This window comes from Streptomyces sp. CC53, assembly GCF_001865245.1.
In the GTDB taxonomy this organism is placed as follows: domain Bacteria; phylum Actinomycetota; class Actinomycetes; order Streptomycetales; family Streptomycetaceae; genus Streptomyces.
In genome coordinates this window covers 3987-19469 of the sequence record NZ_MKXB01000072.1, presented here as the reverse complement: position 1 = coordinate 19469, position 15483 = coordinate 3987, and the positions used below count along the sequence as shown (strand labels likewise).

The window sequence follows — 15483 nt, the reverse complement described above, 5'->3', positions numbered from 1 at the left end:
CCGCTACGGAGATCCGCGCCAACGGAACCGGACCGCCCAGCTCATGGGCCGGATCGAGTCGATGCAGAGCATCCCCCGGCTGCCTCGTCCCCCCCGCCCCGCCGCCTCTCACCGCCACAGGATCGCCACACGGCGCCGAGGAACACCGGGGAGAACAGCACCAAGAGTGAGCAGTGAGCATTCGGGCTGCGGAAGTGCGGAAGTCGCCCTGACAAGGCGGGACGCCAGGTCAGGGGCCTACCCCGAAGACCGGAAAGGACCTCCGACGCAGGTCAGAGGCCCTTTCCGAGGCAAAGCAGCAGGTGGCGGCAGACGAGTCGGGCTGTACGCCCACTATGGGTCAACCTTGGCGACGATCACACCCCGACCCGTCTGACCAGGTACTTTACGTAAGACGGAGGGCCCGAGGCGGCCGCTGGGACTTCTCGGGGACATTCGGCCGAGAGGCTTCAGGCGTGAGGGAGGCGTACGGGCGCCCGAAGAACGAGGAGTCCTCGCCCATTGCTGGCCCTACTCGAATTCGCTCCGTCCACAGGCGCCCGCAGCACCAGGATCGCGGCGGTCGCAGGGAGCTCCAACTGTTGCCGGTACACGGCCTGGCGTGAGTGTCCGTGACCACTTCTACGCTGCTGGCGGAGCGAGCCGTCAGTCAGTACGGAGTTGGGATGCCACATCGACTCAATCAATCCAAACCAGGCCGCCGAGCGGATGCGCGAGGCTGGGGCGAAGACCCTTGGCCCCGTACCCGGGCGCGGACGGTCCATGGCACTGCGACCGTACGACCTGCGGGACAAAGGCACGGACTGCTTCCTTCCGGTGCCGCAAGGGGCAGCGCCGGCCCTCCAAGCAGTTACACATATTGCACTTGGTTCACTTGTTTCATATGGTTGGGGGTGGTAGTAGCCACTCAAAGCTGGGGACGCACCTATGCCCGTGACCCACCAGGACCAGAAACCGGCCAAGCAGAAGAAGCACCCCACCGGCGACAGTACGACGACCGTCAGCTCCGAGATCGAGACCTCCCGCACTCGGAAGAAGGTACGGCGCAAGCGCCCCACTGAGAACCCTCCGGCCCTGCGTGGGACCCAGGCGCAGCGGACGCGGAAGGAGCAGCGCAAACGCAGCGTCGAGGAGGCCGTGCCATGCCTGCGTGACGCCCTCACCAGCAGCGCCGAGACGTTCCACATCACCGTCGCCGAAGCTGACAAGGTCACCATGGAGGTGCCACGTGAAGCCCTGGCGGTCCTCATGGAGACCATGGCGCTCATTACCTCCGGCCGCACGGTCGAGGTAATCGCCAAGAGTGTGGAGCTGTCCACCATCCAGGCGGCGAAGACCCTCGGCGTCTCCCGACCGCACCTGGTCAAGCTGCTCGACAAGGGCTTGATCGAGTTCCGCATGGTCGGCACCCACCGCCGTGTGGACGTCGCGTCCCTGGAGAGCTACCGGCGACGCGAACAGAACGAGCAAGCCCGACGTCGCCAAGCGGCGGTCGCCTCCGCCATCGGCTCCACCGAGGCCGAGGGGCTGCGCGTCACCGCAGACACCACCGCCGACCTCGACGCCTATGCACGCGGAGAACTCGACGCCGCAGCCTTGCGCGCCCGCACCCTCGCCCGCTACACCCGTAAGGCCGCTGAGTGACCGACCCCTACAGCGAGCCCAACGGCGTCCTCCGACAGTCTCGGCATCACCGACGCAACCGAGCTTTCCGAGGCTGAATCGGACATCGCCGCGGTGGAACTCGCCATTCTGGACGCCGAGCCGCTGCCTGGCAGCTACGACCTCGCACACCTGCAAGCGTTCCACCGGCAGATCTTCGGCAGCGTGTACCCGTGGGCCGGGGAGCTGCGCACCATTGAGATCTCCAAGGGCACATCGTTCTGCCCGTCGATCCACATCGTCTCCTACGCGGAGGACGTGTTCCGCAAGCTCGCTAACAACGACCACCTGCAAGGCTTGGCCCGCCCGGAGTTCGTCCGAGCCCTGGCTGACCTGTACGGCGACGTGAACGCCATCCACCCCTTCCGGGAAGGCAACGGCCGCACCCAGCGCGCCTTCCTCGCCCAACTCGCCCGCGAAGCGGGCTACACCATCTCCTGGCAGGACATGGACCAAGAGGAGAACATCGCCGCACCGGTGGCCAGCTTCAACGCCGACAACGACCTACTGGAGAAGATGCTCGACGCCCTGGTACGCCCCGCCTGACTGGCGTCCGCCGGCGGCTCCGTCACTGAGATCGGTCAGCCAGTCACGACCTCTCAGCTCAGTCATCGAAAGCAACGAGCTCCCATACAGGCTCGTCCCAGGTTCCTTCCCTGACCGCCCGGGAGGCCGACTCCTTGAGTTCCAGAACGACCTGAGAGGGCGTCAAGTCCGTTTCTGGTAGCGGCCTCGTCCGGGTTGGGTGAGGAAGCCTTGGCGAGTGAGGCGTCCGAGGCGGCTGCGGGTGATGTTGACGGCTGCCTCGTCGGTGGGCATGGCGAGGAGTTCGTGCAGCTCACGGGCTCGGAAGACCTGGTCGGGGTGCTGGTTGAAGACGTTCACGATGGCCTGGTAGGCAGTGTTCGTCTCGGGCGGATCGGGCTCGCCTCCAGCCGGTGCGAGTTCAGCGATGACCTTGGCGGTGGTGGCCAGGTCTGCGAGCCGTGCTTCGGTCTCAGCCAGGGCGGCGGTCAAGTGCTCGATCTGGTCGCGTAGTCCACCGGCCCGGGCGGTGGTCTCGTCGATCTGGGCCTGGAGGTCGGCCAGGAGCTCGCTGACGTTCATGCGGCCAGCCCGAGGGTGTCGCGCCAGGCCGGAGACGGTGTGGTGAGGCGGCGGGTCATGTTCGCGATCGAGGCCCAGTAGACGCGCGAGGCGGAGGTGTCGGGCCGGTGGTCGTACTCACGGGCGAGTCGGCGGTGCAGCATCGGCGTGCCGTTGACCTGCTCCACGATCCACCTCTTCGGTTGCGGAACAAAGCCTTTGCCCTGATCGGCCCGGTTGCGGCGGACGATCTCGACGTCGATGCCGGCCAGGGCGCCGTGAATGAGGACCTCGTCCTTGAAACCCTGGTCCACCAGGGCCTTCTCCAGGCGGCTGCCGCACCGCTCGGCGGCCTGGTCGAGCAGGGCGGTCCCGGCGGCGTTGTCATGGGCGGAGGCGGCCAGCACGACAACGCCGATGACCAGCCCCATCACATCCACAGCCAGGCCCCGCTTGCGGCCCGACACCTTCTTGTGCGCATCCAGCCCCGTCGTGGTCTTCGGGACACCCGCCGCGGCGCGGACGGACTGGGTGTCGATGATCACGAGGGACGGGTCCTCTAATCGCCGGGCTCTCTCCCTCACCTGGCAGCGCAGGATCTCCTGGATCCGCTGGTCGAGACCGTCCTGTCGCCACAGGGTGAAGTAGTAGAACACCGCCGACCAGGCCGGCAGGTCGTGGGGCAGGTAGCGCCACTGGCAGCCCGTCCGGTTCTGGTAGAAGATCGCGTTCACGACTTCCCGCAGGTCGCAGGCCCCGGGATCGCCGGTCGCCGACCGTGCCACCCGGTCTTGCTTCCAGGCCGTGATCATCGGCTCGATCAACGCCCACTGCTCGTCCGACAAGTCGCTGGGGTACGGCTTTCTCTCCATGGCCGCATCTCAGCATGAGCATGCCCAGCAGGTGCCCGGCGCGGCAATCAGTACCACGATCGAGCGATCACGAACCGAGGAAGATCGGACTTAACGTCCACTGAGAGCAGAGGAACTGCGTGATGCCCATAGTCGTTGGCCGGACCTGATTCCAGTCATGGGCTGGTTCTTTCACATCGACAAAGCGCGGCCGGTCAGGCATGTCGGCTACATGCGACAGGGTGTTCCGCCGCTCGGCAAACTGCGAAAAGTGCCGCCCGATCAGCGTTCCCATGTGCTCAGGCAGGATCCGTCGAACCTCGACACCTACAGTAAGCGCTGCCCCGTAAATGATCTACGAATGAGGGCGGTCTGACAGGAGCCCTGGTGGTCTGGCCCCTGCGGTCAGCGCCTACCATGCCGTCGTGACGCGCCCCTGGACGGTAAGAAGGATGGCAGATCAGTTCGTCGAGCTGCTCGGCACGGCTCCTGTCAGCGTCGATGGCGGCAAGCTGACGTTCGTCCGGGGAAGCCTGTGCACCACGCTTTCGATCTGGAAGGACCGCTACAACCGGTCGGGCTTCGGCTGGATGGTCTACACGGACTACATCGATCTTCGTGACCGGATGGACGGTTTCGGTGGGGTGGGCATCCGGATCGACCACCCCCCGCCGTCCGGCAGCGGAGATCCCTCGGACATTCCTCCCGCCGCCTGCTATCTCTGGCCGGCGGGCAGCGTCCCGCTTTCCGCCGAGATCGCCGGCGGCGTTACTCGCTACGGGCCGTCCTCCCTGCGCTTCGTCCGTGACTCCCACGACCTGGGGCTGCTGCTCCTAGCGGACACCCACATCCACCGGGACGGGGTCTGGTCGTTCACCCCAGCCAACAACGAGCCGGGACGCTGGCGAAGGCCATCCTTCTGGCTCGTCAGTGCGGTGATCAGGATCTGGAGCGGGCGGCTGTCGCCAAGCTGCGAAACCGCGGTGAGGAACCGGTGCCCCGTCACCCCGACCACTTCTTCCGGCAATCCGTCGCCGACTGGGCCAGGCAGTACGCCAAGGCCACCGGCGTCGATCTCAGTGACCTGGCCAAGCTCAAGCGGAAGCGCCCCCAGTACCCCGAGATCCCGTAGCTCCACACGACTCTCCAGGCCCGGGAGATGATCTCGCCATGACTGGTGTGATCACGGTATCGGAGGATCGCGTGCTGCTCGTCGTCGCTTACTGACGAACCAACCTGACACTGCGGCAGCTCGCTCCACTGTTCGGGATCTCGAAGTCGGCTGCCGACCGCATCATCGACCACCTCGGGCCCACCCTCGCTCGGCGCCAGCGCCGGCGGTTCCGCAAGGATGCCGTGCTGATCGTGGACGGCACCTTGGTTCCCACCCGCGACCACAGCATCGCCGAGCGCTCGAAGAGCTACCGATACTCCACCAACCACCAGGTCGTCATCGACGCCGACACCCGGCTCGTCGTCGCCGTCGGCTGGCCCCTGCCGGGCAACCGCAACGACTGCAAGGCATGGGAGCTGTCCGGCGCGAAGGCTGCCGTCGGCAGGACAACCGTGATCGCTGACGGCAGCTACCGCGGCACCGGCCTGGTCATCCCGCACCGCCGTGAACGCGGCCAGGCCGAACTACCGGCCTGGAAAGAGGAGCGCAACGCCTCCCACCGCAAGGTCCGCGCCCGCGTCGAGCACGCCTTCGCACGAATGAAGACGTGGAAGGTCCTCCGCGACTGCCGCCTCAAGGGCGACGGGGTTCATCACGCCATGCTCGGCATCGCCCGACTCCACAACCTCACCCTCGCCGGATGAGCACAGGGTCCGATACGCGATCGGCGTGCCATAGATCATTTACGGGACAGCCCTTACCTGGACCACTTCGGACTTGTGTCCGGCAGCTTCGACCTGGCTATCGACGGGGCAGACAACCACTGGTGGCTGGAGCTGAACCCGAACGGCCAATGGGGATGGCTGGAACCGAAGACCGGACTTGAGATGTCCGCAGCCTTCGCCGAACTACTCACGCAAGGAGACAGCTTGTGAACGACTCAGCACCGGAGCGGCGCCGCCTGGCCGGCCTGCTGGCAGACAAGCAGGTTCTCACCCTCCCGTGGCTGCGGGCTGCCGTGGAGGCCGTGCCACGCGAGCAGTTCCTCAACCCTGGCGTGTTGCTCGACGAGAGAAGGGCCTGGCGGCCGATCACCCCCCGTGGCACGACCCGAGCAGAGTGGCTGAGGCTCGCCTACGGCGCGGAAACCCTCACCACTCAGCTCGACGGCCACCTGACCGCCGACCAGTGCGGCAAGCCGGTGACGGGAGTCCCCACGTCGTCGTCCACCGACCCGACCACCGTCGTCGGCATGATCGAGAGCCTGGACCTGGACGCAGGGCACCGCGTCCTGGAGATCGGCACGGGCACCGGCTACTCCACCGCCCTGATGTGCCACTACCTCGGCGAGGACAACGTCACCACGGTCGAGGTGGACCCGGAGGTCGCAGCCCGCGCGGACGCCGCGCTGGAAGCAGCCGGATTCTCGACGTGGACCGTGACCGGTGACGGACTTCTCGGGCACCCGCGCCGAGCACCGTATGACCGTGTGATCGCCACCTGTGCCGTGCGCCGCATCCCGTACTCGTGGATCAGGCAGACGAAACAGGGCGGCGTCATCCTGGCAACGATCGGCTCATGGCCCTACGGCACCGGCCTGGCGAAGGTCACCGTGAACGAGGATGGCACCGCTGAGGGCCGCATCATCGGCCGCTCGTCGTTCATGCAGGCCCGCGCACAGGCAGTCGCTCCGGTGGCCGGCGATCTCTCCGCCCGCACCGCCTACGCCGACAGCGAGCGTACGGCGAAGGTGTCCCCTCTCATGCTGGAGGAGTGGATGCCCGCTTTCCTCGCCCAGCTCGCGGCCCCCGGCGCACAGTTCGTCCGGGCCGCGACCGGCGACGGCACCCCACTCCTGTACGTCTTCGACCCAGAGCGGGAATCCTTCGCCGAGTTCCTCGCCGAGGGCGACGGCTGGACTGTCCGCCAGGGTGGCCCCGTGGCGTTGTGGGACGACATGGAACGCGCCCTCGTCGCCTGGCAGGACGCCGGGGCTCCGGATATCGACGCTGTGCGGCTCCGGGTCACCGCCGAATCCCACCTGTACTGGATCGACGCAATCCCGGCGCTGCGCTGGGAACACCGGCTCGCGTAAGCCGCTACTCTGCCCGGAGGTCCCCCTGCCATAGGAAGCACGATGGACGACGAGCCGCTGTCAGAGTGGGCCGAGCGCCGGGACGCCAAGATCGGCCGCCTTCGAGCCGTGCCGATCGTCTCCGGCGACGGCCCGAGGGCATCGCACCTGCACCCCGACGCACCGCGCGCCATCGAGCGGTGGAACGGTCACGCCTGGGAGCCGTACGCCTTCGCGGCCGACCTCGCGGAGGCCAAGCGCATCCTGTACCCCGAAGCCAGTACCCCGCCGACCCCGGCTCCGGGTCCAGCGCGACTACCTCTCGCGCCTGGAACCGGCCGCCATCGCAAGCCCTGAAGCAGTCGATTCAGAGCGCCCCGCGGCTGCCTCACCCACCCCGCACCGGCGCCTCTCACCGCCACAGGATCGCCACGCAGCACCGAGAAACACCCGGAAACAGCTACAAAGAGTGAGCAACGATCACTCGGCTGCGGAGGCATAGAAGTGGCCCCTGCCCAGGCAAAACGCCTGATCAAGGGCCTGCCCCCGAAGGGGCGGCAGACGAGTCGGGCTGTACGCCCACCTCGCCGACATCCGGCGCGGCTGGAAGACGGCACCCCTATCACTGGGCGAGCGGCGGGCGATCTTCATGCGCTTCGCCCTCGACTGGGACGACCAGCGGATGGCAGCGCGAGAGGCGGTCACCGACCGGGCCATCCGCTACCGCCTTGAGCGCGGGGTCGGCAAGCTCGCCGCCCATCTCAACGGCACGGAATACATCGATAGCTACGACGAGTTGGAGACCGCAGCTTAAGCGAGCCCCTGCCCGAGGAGTCGCCCGCCGAGGAGCCCGCCCCGAGCGTGGGAGCCCCCGCCGGCATGGCCCCGGAGGACTACGAGTTCTGGGACGACTCGACCCAGACCTACTACGAGCGCCAGCCGGACGGCACGGTCGCCGCCCGCCCTTACACGGAAGCGGAGGCCGCCCAGTACGAAGACGAGCTGGCCCTCGACAGTCTGCACGCGGAGGCCGCGACCGCGATTCATTACCTCGACGAGCGGATCGACCTGTGCCTCGCCTATCTCGCCCTCCCCCATCCCAACCGGCGAGGAGACGGCGGAGCAAGTACAGGTGTTGTCGGACCTCGTGGCGTACAGCGCGGGCACCCTCAAGCGGCTGATCAAGGTGTTGGCCATCATGTTGAACAAGCCGATCTGACCCTCGAAAAGCATGGACTCTCCGCATGCCAGGCAGAAGCTCCATGCTGACTCGATGCAGTAACCGCCGCCCGGCACAACCAAGTTGGGCCCCCTTTTCGGGGGCCCATTGGCGTTTCCGCAGGTAGAATTCCTGCATGACGTTCAAGATGACATGGGCTCTGATTGCCGAGCATGCAGACGAGTGGATCGGTGACGACTTCCTTCGAGTTGCTGCCGTCCTAAACGAGAGGGTCGGCGCGGCCGTAACCGCGAGCGGCATGACTACGGACGCTCAGGAGCACTTCCGCGAGACGTTCCTCGACCCCATTCAGGACGGCCTCACTACTGCCGGCAAGTCCGCGGTCGAATCAGGGCTCGAATGGAGCAAGGCCACCGGGCCACTCCTGGTTACACTCACCCCGACTGCGTGACAGAGGTCTACGACTGCTGGGCGAATTCCACGAACTCAACCCAAGTCGACGGCGGAAATACTAGAATTCCGCCGTCACGGTCCTTGGTGTCTCGGACCATGACCTTCATCGGATCATTGTCGGCCACTTCCACACAGTTTTCCGTGCCCGTGTAGGAACTGGTGCGCCAGTTCGGATTCACAGGATTTTTCCCTTCTAGTCGCGCGGCATGCGCTCGAAATGCTGCATCGCAGTGAAGATGAGATCTCGTGCGGAGTTTCCGTATACAGCCGACTGCTTCAGCGAGGCGAAAGCCTTGGCATACAGCTCGATCTCCCGAGGCTGCGTAACAGAGAACTCCGCCGAGTAGGTCTCAACCAGGACAAGCCTGTCGTCGAACATAGAGAATGAGTTCCCCGGCCATACGCTGAGGGCGGCAGATCGAGGGATCAGCCCCAAACTCAGGCGCGGGAGGCGCATTGCGGACAGCAGTCGATCAAGCTGTCCGATCATGACCTCCGGGCCTCCGAAGTTGGTGTAGAGGGCCTGTTCGCCAAGTAGCACATTGAAAATCCGGCCCCCTCGATACAGGTACTGCTGTCGCTCAAGCCGCTTCGCCACTGCGGCTTCCGTGTCATTTGGGACCTCATAGAAGGCGACAACCTGCTCGAAGGTCTTTGCGGCATATTCTGGCGTTTGCAGCGTCCCCCACACTAGCGTGGGATGCCAGATGCGGAACACCTTGGTTTTCGCGTAGACCGGCAAAGCCTTGCTCTGCCTTTTTTCCGCGCCCGTCTGGAGCTGTCGACGCCATTCAAGCCATAGCTCGTCGATGTGGCGCACCGTCGCTACGAGGTCATCGACGTGTTGCTCCTGGCCCGTCGCCGCGCACCAGGTCCTAATGTCCTCCTCGCTGGCGTTCTGCTTTCCGTTTTCAAGCCGTGAGACCTTCGACTCCTGCCAGCCGAGTGCACGGGCGAGTGCCCGGCCGCTCATGAATCCCGCATCCTTGCGGAATCCGCGGAGCCGGGCACCCAGCGCCTCACGTGCTTCTTGTGCCTGCGTGCTCACTGATGAGTCAGGGCTTGTACTCGACGTGCGGGATGGCGACAGCCCAGAGCAGGTCACGCAAGCGGATGCACTCGGTCACGATGTCGGGGTCTTCGATGATCTCGGACCCGAGCACCCGCCCCTCAGCGTCGAAGTGGCCCACGGCGAGAAGTCGATCGTCGTACAGCCACCAGTCGTTCCCGTTCACGGGGAAGGTGACGCCTTCAGGCAGCCGCTGTCGCGGCAGCCAGCGAATGTCCTCACCGACCTCCAGGTTGAGGCGGGTGAGCGAGTGCTCCCAGGTGACGTACTGGCTGTGCGGCTCGGTGACCACGCGGACGCGACGTACCGTCTTGCCTTCGCCCGTGACGCGCTTCATCAGCGCCTTCCAGTCGTCGAGCCAGGCGTAGTCGTCGGGCTCACCCCTTTTCCATCGGGCGTACGGCGTGTCCTCGATGGGAGAGCCGTAGTCGTCCCTCAGCTCCAGGTGAAAGGCGTCCCGCTCGAACCTGTTGAACAGCTTGTCGCGCTCAGCGCTGGTGATCAGGTCCACTCGTCTCCTCCAGCAGGGCTGCGATCGAGGACTTGGGGACCTCGATGCAGGTCTCGTAGTCGGGCATACGCATCTGGCTCAGGGCTTCAGCATCGTGCATCTCCGGGCCCTGAAGGACACACGTTCCCTGTTCGGTGAGGATCATGATCGGGTCCGTGAACTGCTTGATCTCGCCGTTCTCGTGGCCGTCCTTGGTCAGGTGCTCGAACAACTCGGTCGGCACCTCGATGACGGTCTGTCCCGCCGGCACGTCGAGCTGCATGAGCAAGTCGTTCGCGTACACCTTCCAGCCTTGGATCACGTAGGTGTCCCGGTCACTCGCGTACAGGGTGGGGCTGTCTCCAGGGGTGGAGTTCTTACCAAGGAACCGTAGCTTCATGGCTTCTCTCCCATCCGCTGCCTTGCGCCGGTTTGCGCGACAAGACGATGGTCGCCAGACAATTCGACGCCGTCAATCGACCTGCTGCAAACTCGCGCAATCTGCTTGGGACTTGGGAAGAGACCGCTCTACGTTCGTCAACGAGCCAAGCAGCCAAGAAGCCCACGGCAGCGTGCGGCACCGAGGGGAGACGCGTGGTGATCACCGTGACACGGATGCAGGATGCCCGGCCCGTCGATGTGGAACTGATCGGCGACAGCACCGACGCCGCCCTCCTCATGGAGCTGGGCACGACGACCCGCGACCAGATCGACCTGAAGACGCCGATCCTGACAGGCCACCTGCAACTGCTCGTGAGCGAGGATTTGGGCGCGGACGAGGACGAAGCCGTCAGAAAGCTGTTCCGCCAGGCTTACGCGCTCCTCGACCTGAGCCGCCGCCCCTCGCAGGACGCTCCGACCTTCGTCGCCTACTTCTACATGCGCGAGGTGGCCACCCTGACGCGCCGCTTCCTGTGGGTCTACAGCCAGAGGAACGGGCTCAGTGCGCCATGAGCCCCAAGGCGCAACAGATCGCGTACGTCGTGGTGCTGCTCGCGTTGGTGGCCGCCCTGGTGCTTGGCGTCTTCGCCGCCCCGGAGGCCGACACGCGCGTCCGCTCGGCTGGCGTCAGTGGGTCTTCCAGGGCCTCGTGATTCTCGCCTCCGTCTCGGTCATGGCCGCTTACTGGCGGCTGACCACGTGATCTTCCGCCTCCGAGGTCACTTCAGCCCGCTCCCCCATGCGGCCTTCCCTCGTGAGGCGGAACTCAACGCCCACCCCGGCTCCGAGACAAGGACAGGTCGGGCCGGGGTGGGTCGCAAGTGCACGACGGCGCGGGGACCGAATCTCCGCACAGCAGATGCACTGAGGAGGACTACCCCTCATGGACCTCTACAACCTGCCCGTCTCGGACGCTCAGTTCGAGAACTACTGCGGCGGCAACCTCCAGGGCGAGCACGAGTCCTGCGTCGAGGTGGCCGCCATCCCCGGCGCGGAGTCGGCCTTCGTCATCCGGGACACCAAGCCGGAGGGCGCCGGCCTGGAGCTGCGGTTCACCGCGGAGGAGCTGGACGACTTCACGCGCGGCTGGGCCCAGAAGCGCTCCCTCGCCCTCTAGCCTGGCTGCCCCTCGGTCAGGCGGACACTTCAGCGGGTCGCCCTTGGTATCGCCGAGGGCGGCCCGCCCCACCCCCCGGAAAGGCGCAAATGAGCTGGTCAGGACACTGGCACGGGTACGGCCCATGGGTCGGCACATCGAAGGTGTACGGGCGGGAGGGGGGACGGCGGCCACCGCATCCCAATGGCGCCCCCATGGTGCTGGACCCCGAAAGCAAGACGCAGGTGGATACCCTCAACCGGTACCGCGAGGCTGCCTCCGAGTTCCAGTCGGGCAACGTGCCACCGACGATGACCGGCTACTGGCTCATGAAGAAACGCCTGGTCTCCGCTGACCGCACCTGGACTGATGTCGGTGTCGCCCTCGCCTGGCTGACCAAGCACTACGAGGCGAATCCTCCGTTCCAGCGCACTGACGGACTCCAGGCGTACTGCGGTCTCGACTGGAAGCTGGAGTACGCCGAGGACGTACTCCCTCGTGGGGTCGATGTGAGCTGGGTGTACTACATGCCCTCCGAGAACTTGATCTCGTACTCGGTGGTCTGCTGCCCGAACCGGTTCCATCCGGAGATCCCCTGCCCGCTCCCGCCGTCATAAGGAGTCGATGCCATGTCGCTGAGCCTCTTACTGCCCGACGAAGGCGTGATCGAACTGCTGAACACGTGGCCTGACGAGCCGCGTGTATTCGAGCGCGGCAAGACAGCGCTCGACGAGGCGGTCACCGAGGACTCCCTCTCGGGCTACGCCTTCACGGGGTGCGTGCCGGCAAGCGAGATCGCGGTCGTGCGAGCCCCGGCCCCGTCACTGAACCAGAATGCCTACATGACCCATGCCCGCACCGACGCGGCTCGGCTCCGCAAGCTGTACGACAACGGGTACACGATCCGGCTCGGCAACCTGCAACGAGTCATCCCGTTCATGGCGAAGGTCTCGCGCGGCATTCAGGAAGAGACGGGCTTCTCCAACTACATCCACGCCTTCCTGACCCCGCCTGGCAACCAGGGCCTCCGCCATCACTGGGATCAGCAGATGGCCGTGATCGTGCAGATCGCCGGCATCAAGCGGTGGCAGCTCTGGCGCCCACCAGTCGAGGCCCCGATGCGGGAGTACAACGAGTCGTGGCGCGTCTGGCGCGACCACTACATCCCTGACTGGGAAGCTGCGGGCCCGGACCTGGAATTCGACCTGCGGGCCGGTCAGTCGCTTCTTCTGCCAAGAGGCTGGGTCCACAACCCTCGTGTGATCGACGAGGACGAGCACAGCGTCCACCTGACGTTCGCCATCCGGGAGCGCACGCCCCTGTGGCTGGTCGAGAAGCTCGTAGCGGAGGCAATCGGGGACCCGGAGTTCCGTCGCGTCATCCTGCCTGGCGACATCACTGGACCAGCACTGCCCGACCGAATGCGCGAGGCTCGCCAGGCGCTTCGGGCACACCTGGACGGTCTCGACATGAACGACCTCGCCTCGGCCATGCGCCAGGCCGCCGTGACTGAGCTGGAGTACACCACCTGACGCCAGCCCCTGGCCCCGGCGTGTTCGCATCCCCCGTTGCGGACGGGCCGGGGCCTTCGTGTACTCCAGTCGCCGTCACGGCTCGCCGTCGCGGCGACAAGGCCGTACGCCTTCTGGCACCTCGGCGCGACGACACGGCATGAATCATGGATGCAGCACGAAAGCCCCGCCCGAAAGAGCGCGGCTCCGCATGGGAGCACGTGGGCCAGGCAGCCGCTTTCGGAGTTCACCCTCCACCCTCGCCGAACCCCAAGGCGACGTTCCGGCACTTCGAAGCGAGGAACCAGGTCCACAGCCCGCCGGCAACCTCGGCGAGCCCGACCACAAGCGCCACGACGGAGCTAAGAAAGAGCAGTGCGCAAATGGCCTGCTCTGAAAGGTCACCAGGAGTCCAGACCTCGGCACGCAAACTGTCGATCTTCCCTTCCAGGGTGAACGCTTCGAGGCCGTGAAGTTCACGGAGGACACCAACGGAACTGTGGGCCCGCTTCGCGAGCGCAGACCGTTCCATCGGCACACCTTCGGGCCCATGACGAGCAGCGAGACGAGCAGCTCGGTCGGCATGGCGATGCATGTACCTGTCGATCTGATTAAGCGCCGCATCACTTGTCAGGCGCAACCACGCCTCGCGAAGCCCGTCACCGAGATCAGCCATACTCCTCATCTCGTCGGGGGTCATATGGTCGGAACCAAGCTGACGTGTCCACAGGGTGTCCATGGCCAATACGTCAATTGCCTGGACAACCCAGCTTCGCGCCGTTTCATCTTCGTGTAGGTCGCTCACGTGCGTGCGCTCCTGCTGTCGTGCGTCCTTCTCCTACGGAACCGTGAGTGCAATCGGGCGGCGACCTGAGTGCGCCAGACGAGGTGGGACCCTTCATACGGCCCGCTCACGATCGGCTCAGCAGGGCGTCGTCACCGCCACAGGATCGCCACACAGCACCGAGAAACACCCGGAAACAGCTACAAAGAGTGAGCAACGATCACTCGGCTGCGGAGGCATAGAAGTGGCCCCTGCCCAGGCAAAACCCCTGATCAGAGGCCTGCCCCCGAAGGGGCGGCAGACGAGTCGGGCTGTACGCCGGGTTCTGTTCCGTGGGGTCCTCGCGGGCCTCACGGCGACGGCCATCCATCTAGGACCGGCGTTGCCGCCGGTCTCGTGCGGTCTACCCGCGGACTCGGGCGGGCAGCCCTCGATCGTCCGCGCAGGACCACCGCGAGGCGGTCCCTCTTGACCTTGCTCCGGGTGGGGTTTACCGAGCCGCCTGAGTCACCTCAGGCGCTGGTGGTCTCTTACACCACCGTTTCACCCTTACCGGCGGCCGAGGCCCCCGGCGGTCTGCTTTCTGTGGCACTGTCCCGCGGGTCACCCCGGGTGGGCGTTACCCACCACCCTGCCCTGTGGAGCCCGGACGTTCCTCGGGGGGATCCCGAAGGGTCCCCACGCGGCCGCCCGCCCGGCTCGTCTGCCGTGCTGGTCATCGTACCCGCTGGTGCCGACCGGTGCGCTTGACCTTGTCGCGGCGTCAACGTTTCTACTGGCCGCATGAGAATCGGAGAGATCGCCGGGCTGGTCGGGGTGAGCACGCGGGCCGTGCGGCACTACCACCGGATCGGGCTGCTGCCGGAGCCGCAGCGGCGGGCCAACGGGTACCGGGAGTACACGCTGCGGGACGCCGTGCTGCTGGCGCGGGTGCGGCGCCTCACCGGGCTGGGGCTGTCCCTGGACGAGGTGCGGGACGTCCTCGCCGACGACGCGGGGCGGGAGCTCGTGGAGGTGCTGGAGGAGCTGGACGCGGACCTGGCGCGGGAGCAGGCCGGGCTGGAGGCGCGGCGGGGGCAGCTGGCGGTGCTGCTGGAGCAGGCGCGGGAGGGGCGGCTGCCCGCGGAGGGGCCGGTGTCGCCGGGGCTCGCCGCGCTGTTCGCCGACATGGCGCGCCTCAGTGCGGAGCGCGGGCGGCCGGAGCCGCGCGCCGCGGCGCTCGACCGGGAGTTGCTGGCCCTGCTGGAGGACGCCCCGGGGGGCGGGGAGGGGGCCCGGCTGGTGGGGGCCATGCGCGAGGCCGTCGCGGAGCCCGGGGCGCTGGAGCGGGCGTACGCGTTCTACGAGCGGCTCGACGCGCTGGCGGACGCCGACCCCGGGGACGTCCGGGTGGAGGAGGCGGCGCGGGAGCTGGTGGCGCTGCTGCCGGAGGAGGTGGCGCAGGGGGTGACCGTGCCGGACGCGGCGGCCGAGCGGGACTTCGCGCGGGTGTTCCTGGGGGAGCTGTCGCCCGCGCAGGCCGCGGTGGTACTGCGCGCGCTGCGGCTGGCGGCGGGTGAGGAGCGGTGAGGCGGGCGCTGCGGGGGCTCGTCTGGGGCGCCCTGGGGGCGGAGGCGGCGGCCGTCGTGTGCCTGGTCGGCGGGGTGGCCGTGCCGGTCGCGGTGGTGCGGGC

The 15483-nt window shown here is 66.7% G+C and carries 22 protein-coding genes, 1 other RNA gene and 2 pseudogenes; 16 read left to right on the top strand and 9 right to left on the bottom strand.

Annotated elements, in window-relative coordinates; translation table 11 throughout:
* Positions 1 to 927 precede the first annotated feature (927 nt).
* Entirely contained in the window at positions 928 to 1644 is a 717-nt protein-coding gene (locus BJP40_RS06620; protein WP_071279399.1) for an excisionase family DNA-binding protein, read from the top strand.
* Between the two features lie 93 nt (positions 1645 to 1737).
* Complete coding sequence (locus tag BJP40_RS06615) at positions 1738 to 2208, top strand: Fic family protein (protein WP_256220653.1); 471 nt, start codon at positions 1738 to 1740, stop codon at positions 2206 to 2208.
* Positions 2209 to 2370: 162 nt separating this feature from the next.
* Here BJP40_RS06615 and BJP40_RS06610 read toward each other — a convergent pair whose 3' ends face one another.
* The 3 genes from BJP40_RS06610 to BJP40_RS33545 all read right to left on the bottom strand — a co-directional run bounded on the left by BJP40_RS06610 (position 2371) and on the right by BJP40_RS33545 (position 3894).
* Positions 2371 to 2769, bottom strand: coding sequence for a hypothetical protein (locus BJP40_RS06610; protein WP_071279398.1), 399 nt, complete (start codon positions 2767 to 2769; stop codon positions 2371 to 2373).
* Positions 2766 to 3620, bottom strand: coding sequence for an IS5 family transposase (locus BJP40_RS06605; RefSeq protein ID WP_071279397.1), 855 nt, complete (start codon positions 3618 to 3620; stop codon positions 2766 to 2768). The genes BJP40_RS06610 and BJP40_RS06605 overlap by 4 nt, the downstream gene beginning before the upstream one ends.
* 67 nt (positions 3621 to 3687) lie before the next feature.
* On the bottom strand, positions 3688 to 3894 hold the full coding sequence (locus BJP40_RS33545; RefSeq protein WP_143065895.1) for a hypothetical protein: 207 nt from the start codon (positions 3892 to 3894) through the stop codon (positions 3688 to 3690).
* 157 nt (positions 3895 to 4051) lie between these two features.
* Between BJP40_RS33545 and BJP40_RS33540 the strand changes: the two genes are divergently transcribed.
* The 8 genes and pseudogenes from BJP40_RS33540 (at position 4052) to BJP40_RS06570 (ending at position 8418) form a co-directional block, all read left to right on the top strand.
* Positions 4052 to 4762 carry a hypothetical protein gene (locus BJP40_RS33540; protein ID WP_143065894.1) on the top strand — a complete coding sequence of 237 codons (711 nt, stop codon included), beginning with the start codon at positions 4052 to 4054 and terminating at the stop codon, positions 4760 to 4762.
* Between the two features lie 31 nt (positions 4763 to 4793).
* Positions 4794 to 5417: pseudogene (locus tag BJP40_RS06595) on the top strand (transposase); the annotation flags it as partial.
* 54 nt (positions 5418 to 5471) lie between these two features.
* Positions 5472 to 5648: pseudogene (locus BJP40_RS32715) on the top strand (ATP-grasp ribosomal peptide maturase); the annotation flags it as partial.
* On the top strand, positions 5645 to 6808 hold the full coding sequence (gene tgmC / locus BJP40_RS06590) for an ATP-grasp peptide maturase system methyltransferase (protein WP_071279393.1): 1164 nt from the start codon (positions 5645 to 5647) through the stop codon (positions 6806 to 6808). The pseudogene BJP40_RS32715 and the gene tgmC, both read left to right, overlap by 4 nt.
* Before the next feature lie 42 nt (positions 6809 to 6850).
* Complete coding sequence (locus BJP40_RS06585) at positions 6851 to 7144, top strand: DUF6087 family protein (RefSeq protein ID WP_071279392.1); 294 nt, start codon at positions 6851 to 6853, stop codon at positions 7142 to 7144.
* A 325-nt stretch (positions 7145 to 7469) separates the two neighbouring features.
* The gene (locus BJP40_RS35305; protein WP_256220652.1) at positions 7470 to 7601 is read left to right on the top strand and encodes a hypothetical protein; all 132 of its coding nucleotides are present in this window, start codon (positions 7470 to 7472) and stop codon (positions 7599 to 7601) included.
* Between the two features lie 65 nt (positions 7602 to 7666).
* On the top strand, positions 7667 to 8056 hold the full coding sequence (locus tag BJP40_RS33535; protein WP_143065893.1) for a hypothetical protein: 390 nt from the start codon (positions 7667 to 7669) through the stop codon (positions 8054 to 8056).
* 86 nt (positions 8057 to 8142) lie between these two features.
* Positions 8143 to 8418: a hypothetical protein gene (locus tag BJP40_RS06570; protein ID WP_071279389.1), complete on the top strand. Its 276-nt coding sequence runs from the start codon at positions 8143 to 8145 to the stop codon at positions 8416 to 8418.
* A gap of 7 nt (positions 8419 to 8425) precedes the next feature.
* Here BJP40_RS06570 and BJP40_RS31435 read toward each other — a convergent pair whose 3' ends face one another.
* From BJP40_RS31435 to BJP40_RS06555, 4 genes are read right to left on the bottom strand one after another with little or no spacing between them, the layout of a single operon-like run.
* Positions 8426 to 8599 carry a DUF397 domain-containing protein gene (locus BJP40_RS31435; RefSeq protein ID WP_079170971.1) on the bottom strand — a complete coding sequence of 58 codons (174 nt, stop codon included), beginning with the start codon at positions 8597 to 8599 and terminating at the stop codon, positions 8426 to 8428.
* 14 nt (positions 8600 to 8613) lie between these two features.
* Positions 8614 to 9468, bottom strand: coding sequence for a helix-turn-helix transcriptional regulator (locus BJP40_RS06565; RefSeq protein ID WP_079170970.1), 855 nt, complete (start codon positions 9466 to 9468; stop codon positions 8614 to 8616).
* A gap of 7 nt (positions 9469 to 9475) precedes the next feature.
* The gene (locus BJP40_RS06560) at positions 9476 to 10000 is read right to left on the bottom strand and encodes a DUF6879 family protein (protein WP_071279386.1); all 525 of its coding nucleotides are present in this window, start codon (positions 9998 to 10000) and stop codon (positions 9476 to 9478) included.
* Entirely contained in the window at positions 9978 to 10379 is a 402-nt protein-coding gene (locus tag BJP40_RS06555; protein WP_071279384.1) for a hypothetical protein, read from the bottom strand. Before BJP40_RS06555 ends, BJP40_RS06560 begins: the two co-directional genes overlap by 23 nt.
* A 194-nt stretch (positions 10380 to 10573) precedes the next feature.
* On the opposite strand from BJP40_RS06555, the gene BJP40_RS06550 reads away from it, so the two are divergent.
* The 5 genes from BJP40_RS06550 to BJP40_RS06535 all read left to right on the top strand — a co-directional run bounded on the left by BJP40_RS06550 (position 10574) and on the right by BJP40_RS06535 (position 13048).
* Complete coding sequence (locus BJP40_RS06550) at positions 10574 to 10933, top strand: hypothetical protein (RefSeq protein WP_256220651.1); 360 nt, start codon at positions 10574 to 10576, stop codon at positions 10931 to 10933.
* Positions 10930 to 11073 (top strand): hypothetical protein, encoded by a 144-nt coding sequence (locus BJP40_RS34035; protein WP_177204320.1) that lies wholly within the window; start codon positions 10930 to 10932, stop codon positions 11071 to 11073. The genes BJP40_RS06550 and BJP40_RS34035 overlap by 4 nt, the downstream gene beginning before the upstream one ends.
* Before the next feature lie 230 nt (positions 11074 to 11303).
* A complete protein-coding gene (locus BJP40_RS06545) occupies positions 11304 to 11537 on the top strand; it encodes a DUF397 domain-containing protein (protein ID WP_071279383.1) in 234 nt (77 codons plus the stop codon).
* Between the two features lie 224 nt (positions 11538 to 11761).
* Entirely contained in the window at positions 11762 to 12133 is a 372-nt protein-coding gene (locus BJP40_RS06540; protein WP_256220650.1) for a hypothetical protein, read from the top strand.
* A 12-nt stretch (positions 12134 to 12145) separates the two neighbouring features.
* Positions 12146 to 13048 carry a JmjC domain-containing protein gene (locus BJP40_RS06535; protein WP_079170969.1) on the top strand — a complete coding sequence of 301 codons (903 nt, stop codon included), beginning with the start codon at positions 12146 to 12148 and terminating at the stop codon, positions 13046 to 13048.
* 226 nt (positions 13049 to 13274) lie between these two features.
* Here the strand turns inward: BJP40_RS06535 and BJP40_RS06530 are convergent, their stop codons facing one another.
* Positions 13275 to 13832, bottom strand: a complete 558-nt coding sequence (locus BJP40_RS06530; protein ID WP_071279380.1) for a hypothetical protein — start codon at positions 13830 to 13832, stop codon at positions 13275 to 13277.
* A gap of 277 nt (positions 13833 to 14109) precedes the next feature.
* Positions 14110 to 14513, bottom strand: an RNA gene (gene rnpB, locus BJP40_RS06525) — RNase P RNA component class A.
* Positions 14514 to 14594: 81 nt separating this feature from the next.
* Between rnpB and BJP40_RS06520 the strand changes: the two genes are divergently transcribed.
* Complete coding sequence (locus BJP40_RS06520; protein WP_071279378.1) at positions 14595 to 15380, top strand: MerR family transcriptional regulator; 786 nt, start codon at positions 14595 to 14597, stop codon at positions 15378 to 15380.
* The last annotated feature ends 103 nt before the right edge of the window (positions 15381 to 15483 follow it).

Coding starts and splice junctions, on each gene's coding strand:
- BJP40_RS06620 (WP_071279399.1), top strand. CDS start 928: ATGCCCGTGACCCACCAGGACCAGAAACCGGCCAAGCAGAAGAAGCAC.
- BJP40_RS06610 (WP_071279398.1), bottom strand. CDS start 2,769: ATGAACGTCAGCGAGCTCCTGGCCGACCTCCAGGCCCAGATCGACGAG.
- BJP40_RS06605 (WP_071279397.1), bottom strand. CDS start 3,620: ATGGAGAGAAAGCCGTACCCCAGCGACTTGTCGGACGAGCAGTGGGCG.
- BJP40_RS33545 (WP_143065895.1), bottom strand. CDS start 3,894: ATGGGAACGCTGATCGGGCGGCACTTTTCGCAGTTTGCCGAGCGGCGG.
- BJP40_RS33540 (WP_143065894.1), top strand. CDS start 4,052: ATGGCAGATCAGTTCGTCGAGCTGCTCGGCACGGCTCCTGTCAGCGTC.
- BJP40_RS06585 (WP_071279392.1), top strand. CDS start 6,851: ATGGACGACGAGCCGCTGTCAGAGTGGGCCGAGCGCCGGGACGCCAAG.
- BJP40_RS35305 (WP_256220652.1), top strand. CDS start 7,470: ATGGCAGCGCGAGAGGCGGTCACCGACCGGGCCATCCGCTACCGCCTT.
- BJP40_RS33535 (WP_143065893.1), top strand. CDS start 7,667: ATGGCCCCGGAGGACTACGAGTTCTGGGACGACTCGACCCAGACCTAC.
- BJP40_RS06570 (WP_071279389.1), top strand. CDS start 8,143: ATGACGTTCAAGATGACATGGGCTCTGATTGCCGAGCATGCAGACGAG.
- BJP40_RS06555 (WP_071279384.1), bottom strand. CDS start 10,379: ATGAAGCTACGGTTCCTTGGTAAGAACTCCACCCCTGGAGACAGCCCC.
- BJP40_RS34035 (WP_177204320.1), top strand. CDS start 10,930: ATGAGCCCCAAGGCGCAACAGATCGCGTACGTCGTGGTGCTGCTCGCG.
- BJP40_RS06545 (WP_071279383.1), top strand. CDS start 11,304: ATGGACCTCTACAACCTGCCCGTCTCGGACGCTCAGTTCGAGAACTAC.
- BJP40_RS06535 (WP_079170969.1), top strand. CDS start 12,146: ATGTCGCTGAGCCTCTTACTGCCCGACGAAGGCGTGATCGAACTGCTG.
- BJP40_RS06520 (WP_071279378.1), top strand. CDS start 14,595: ATGAGAATCGGAGAGATCGCCGGGCTGGTCGGGGTGAGCACGCGGGCC.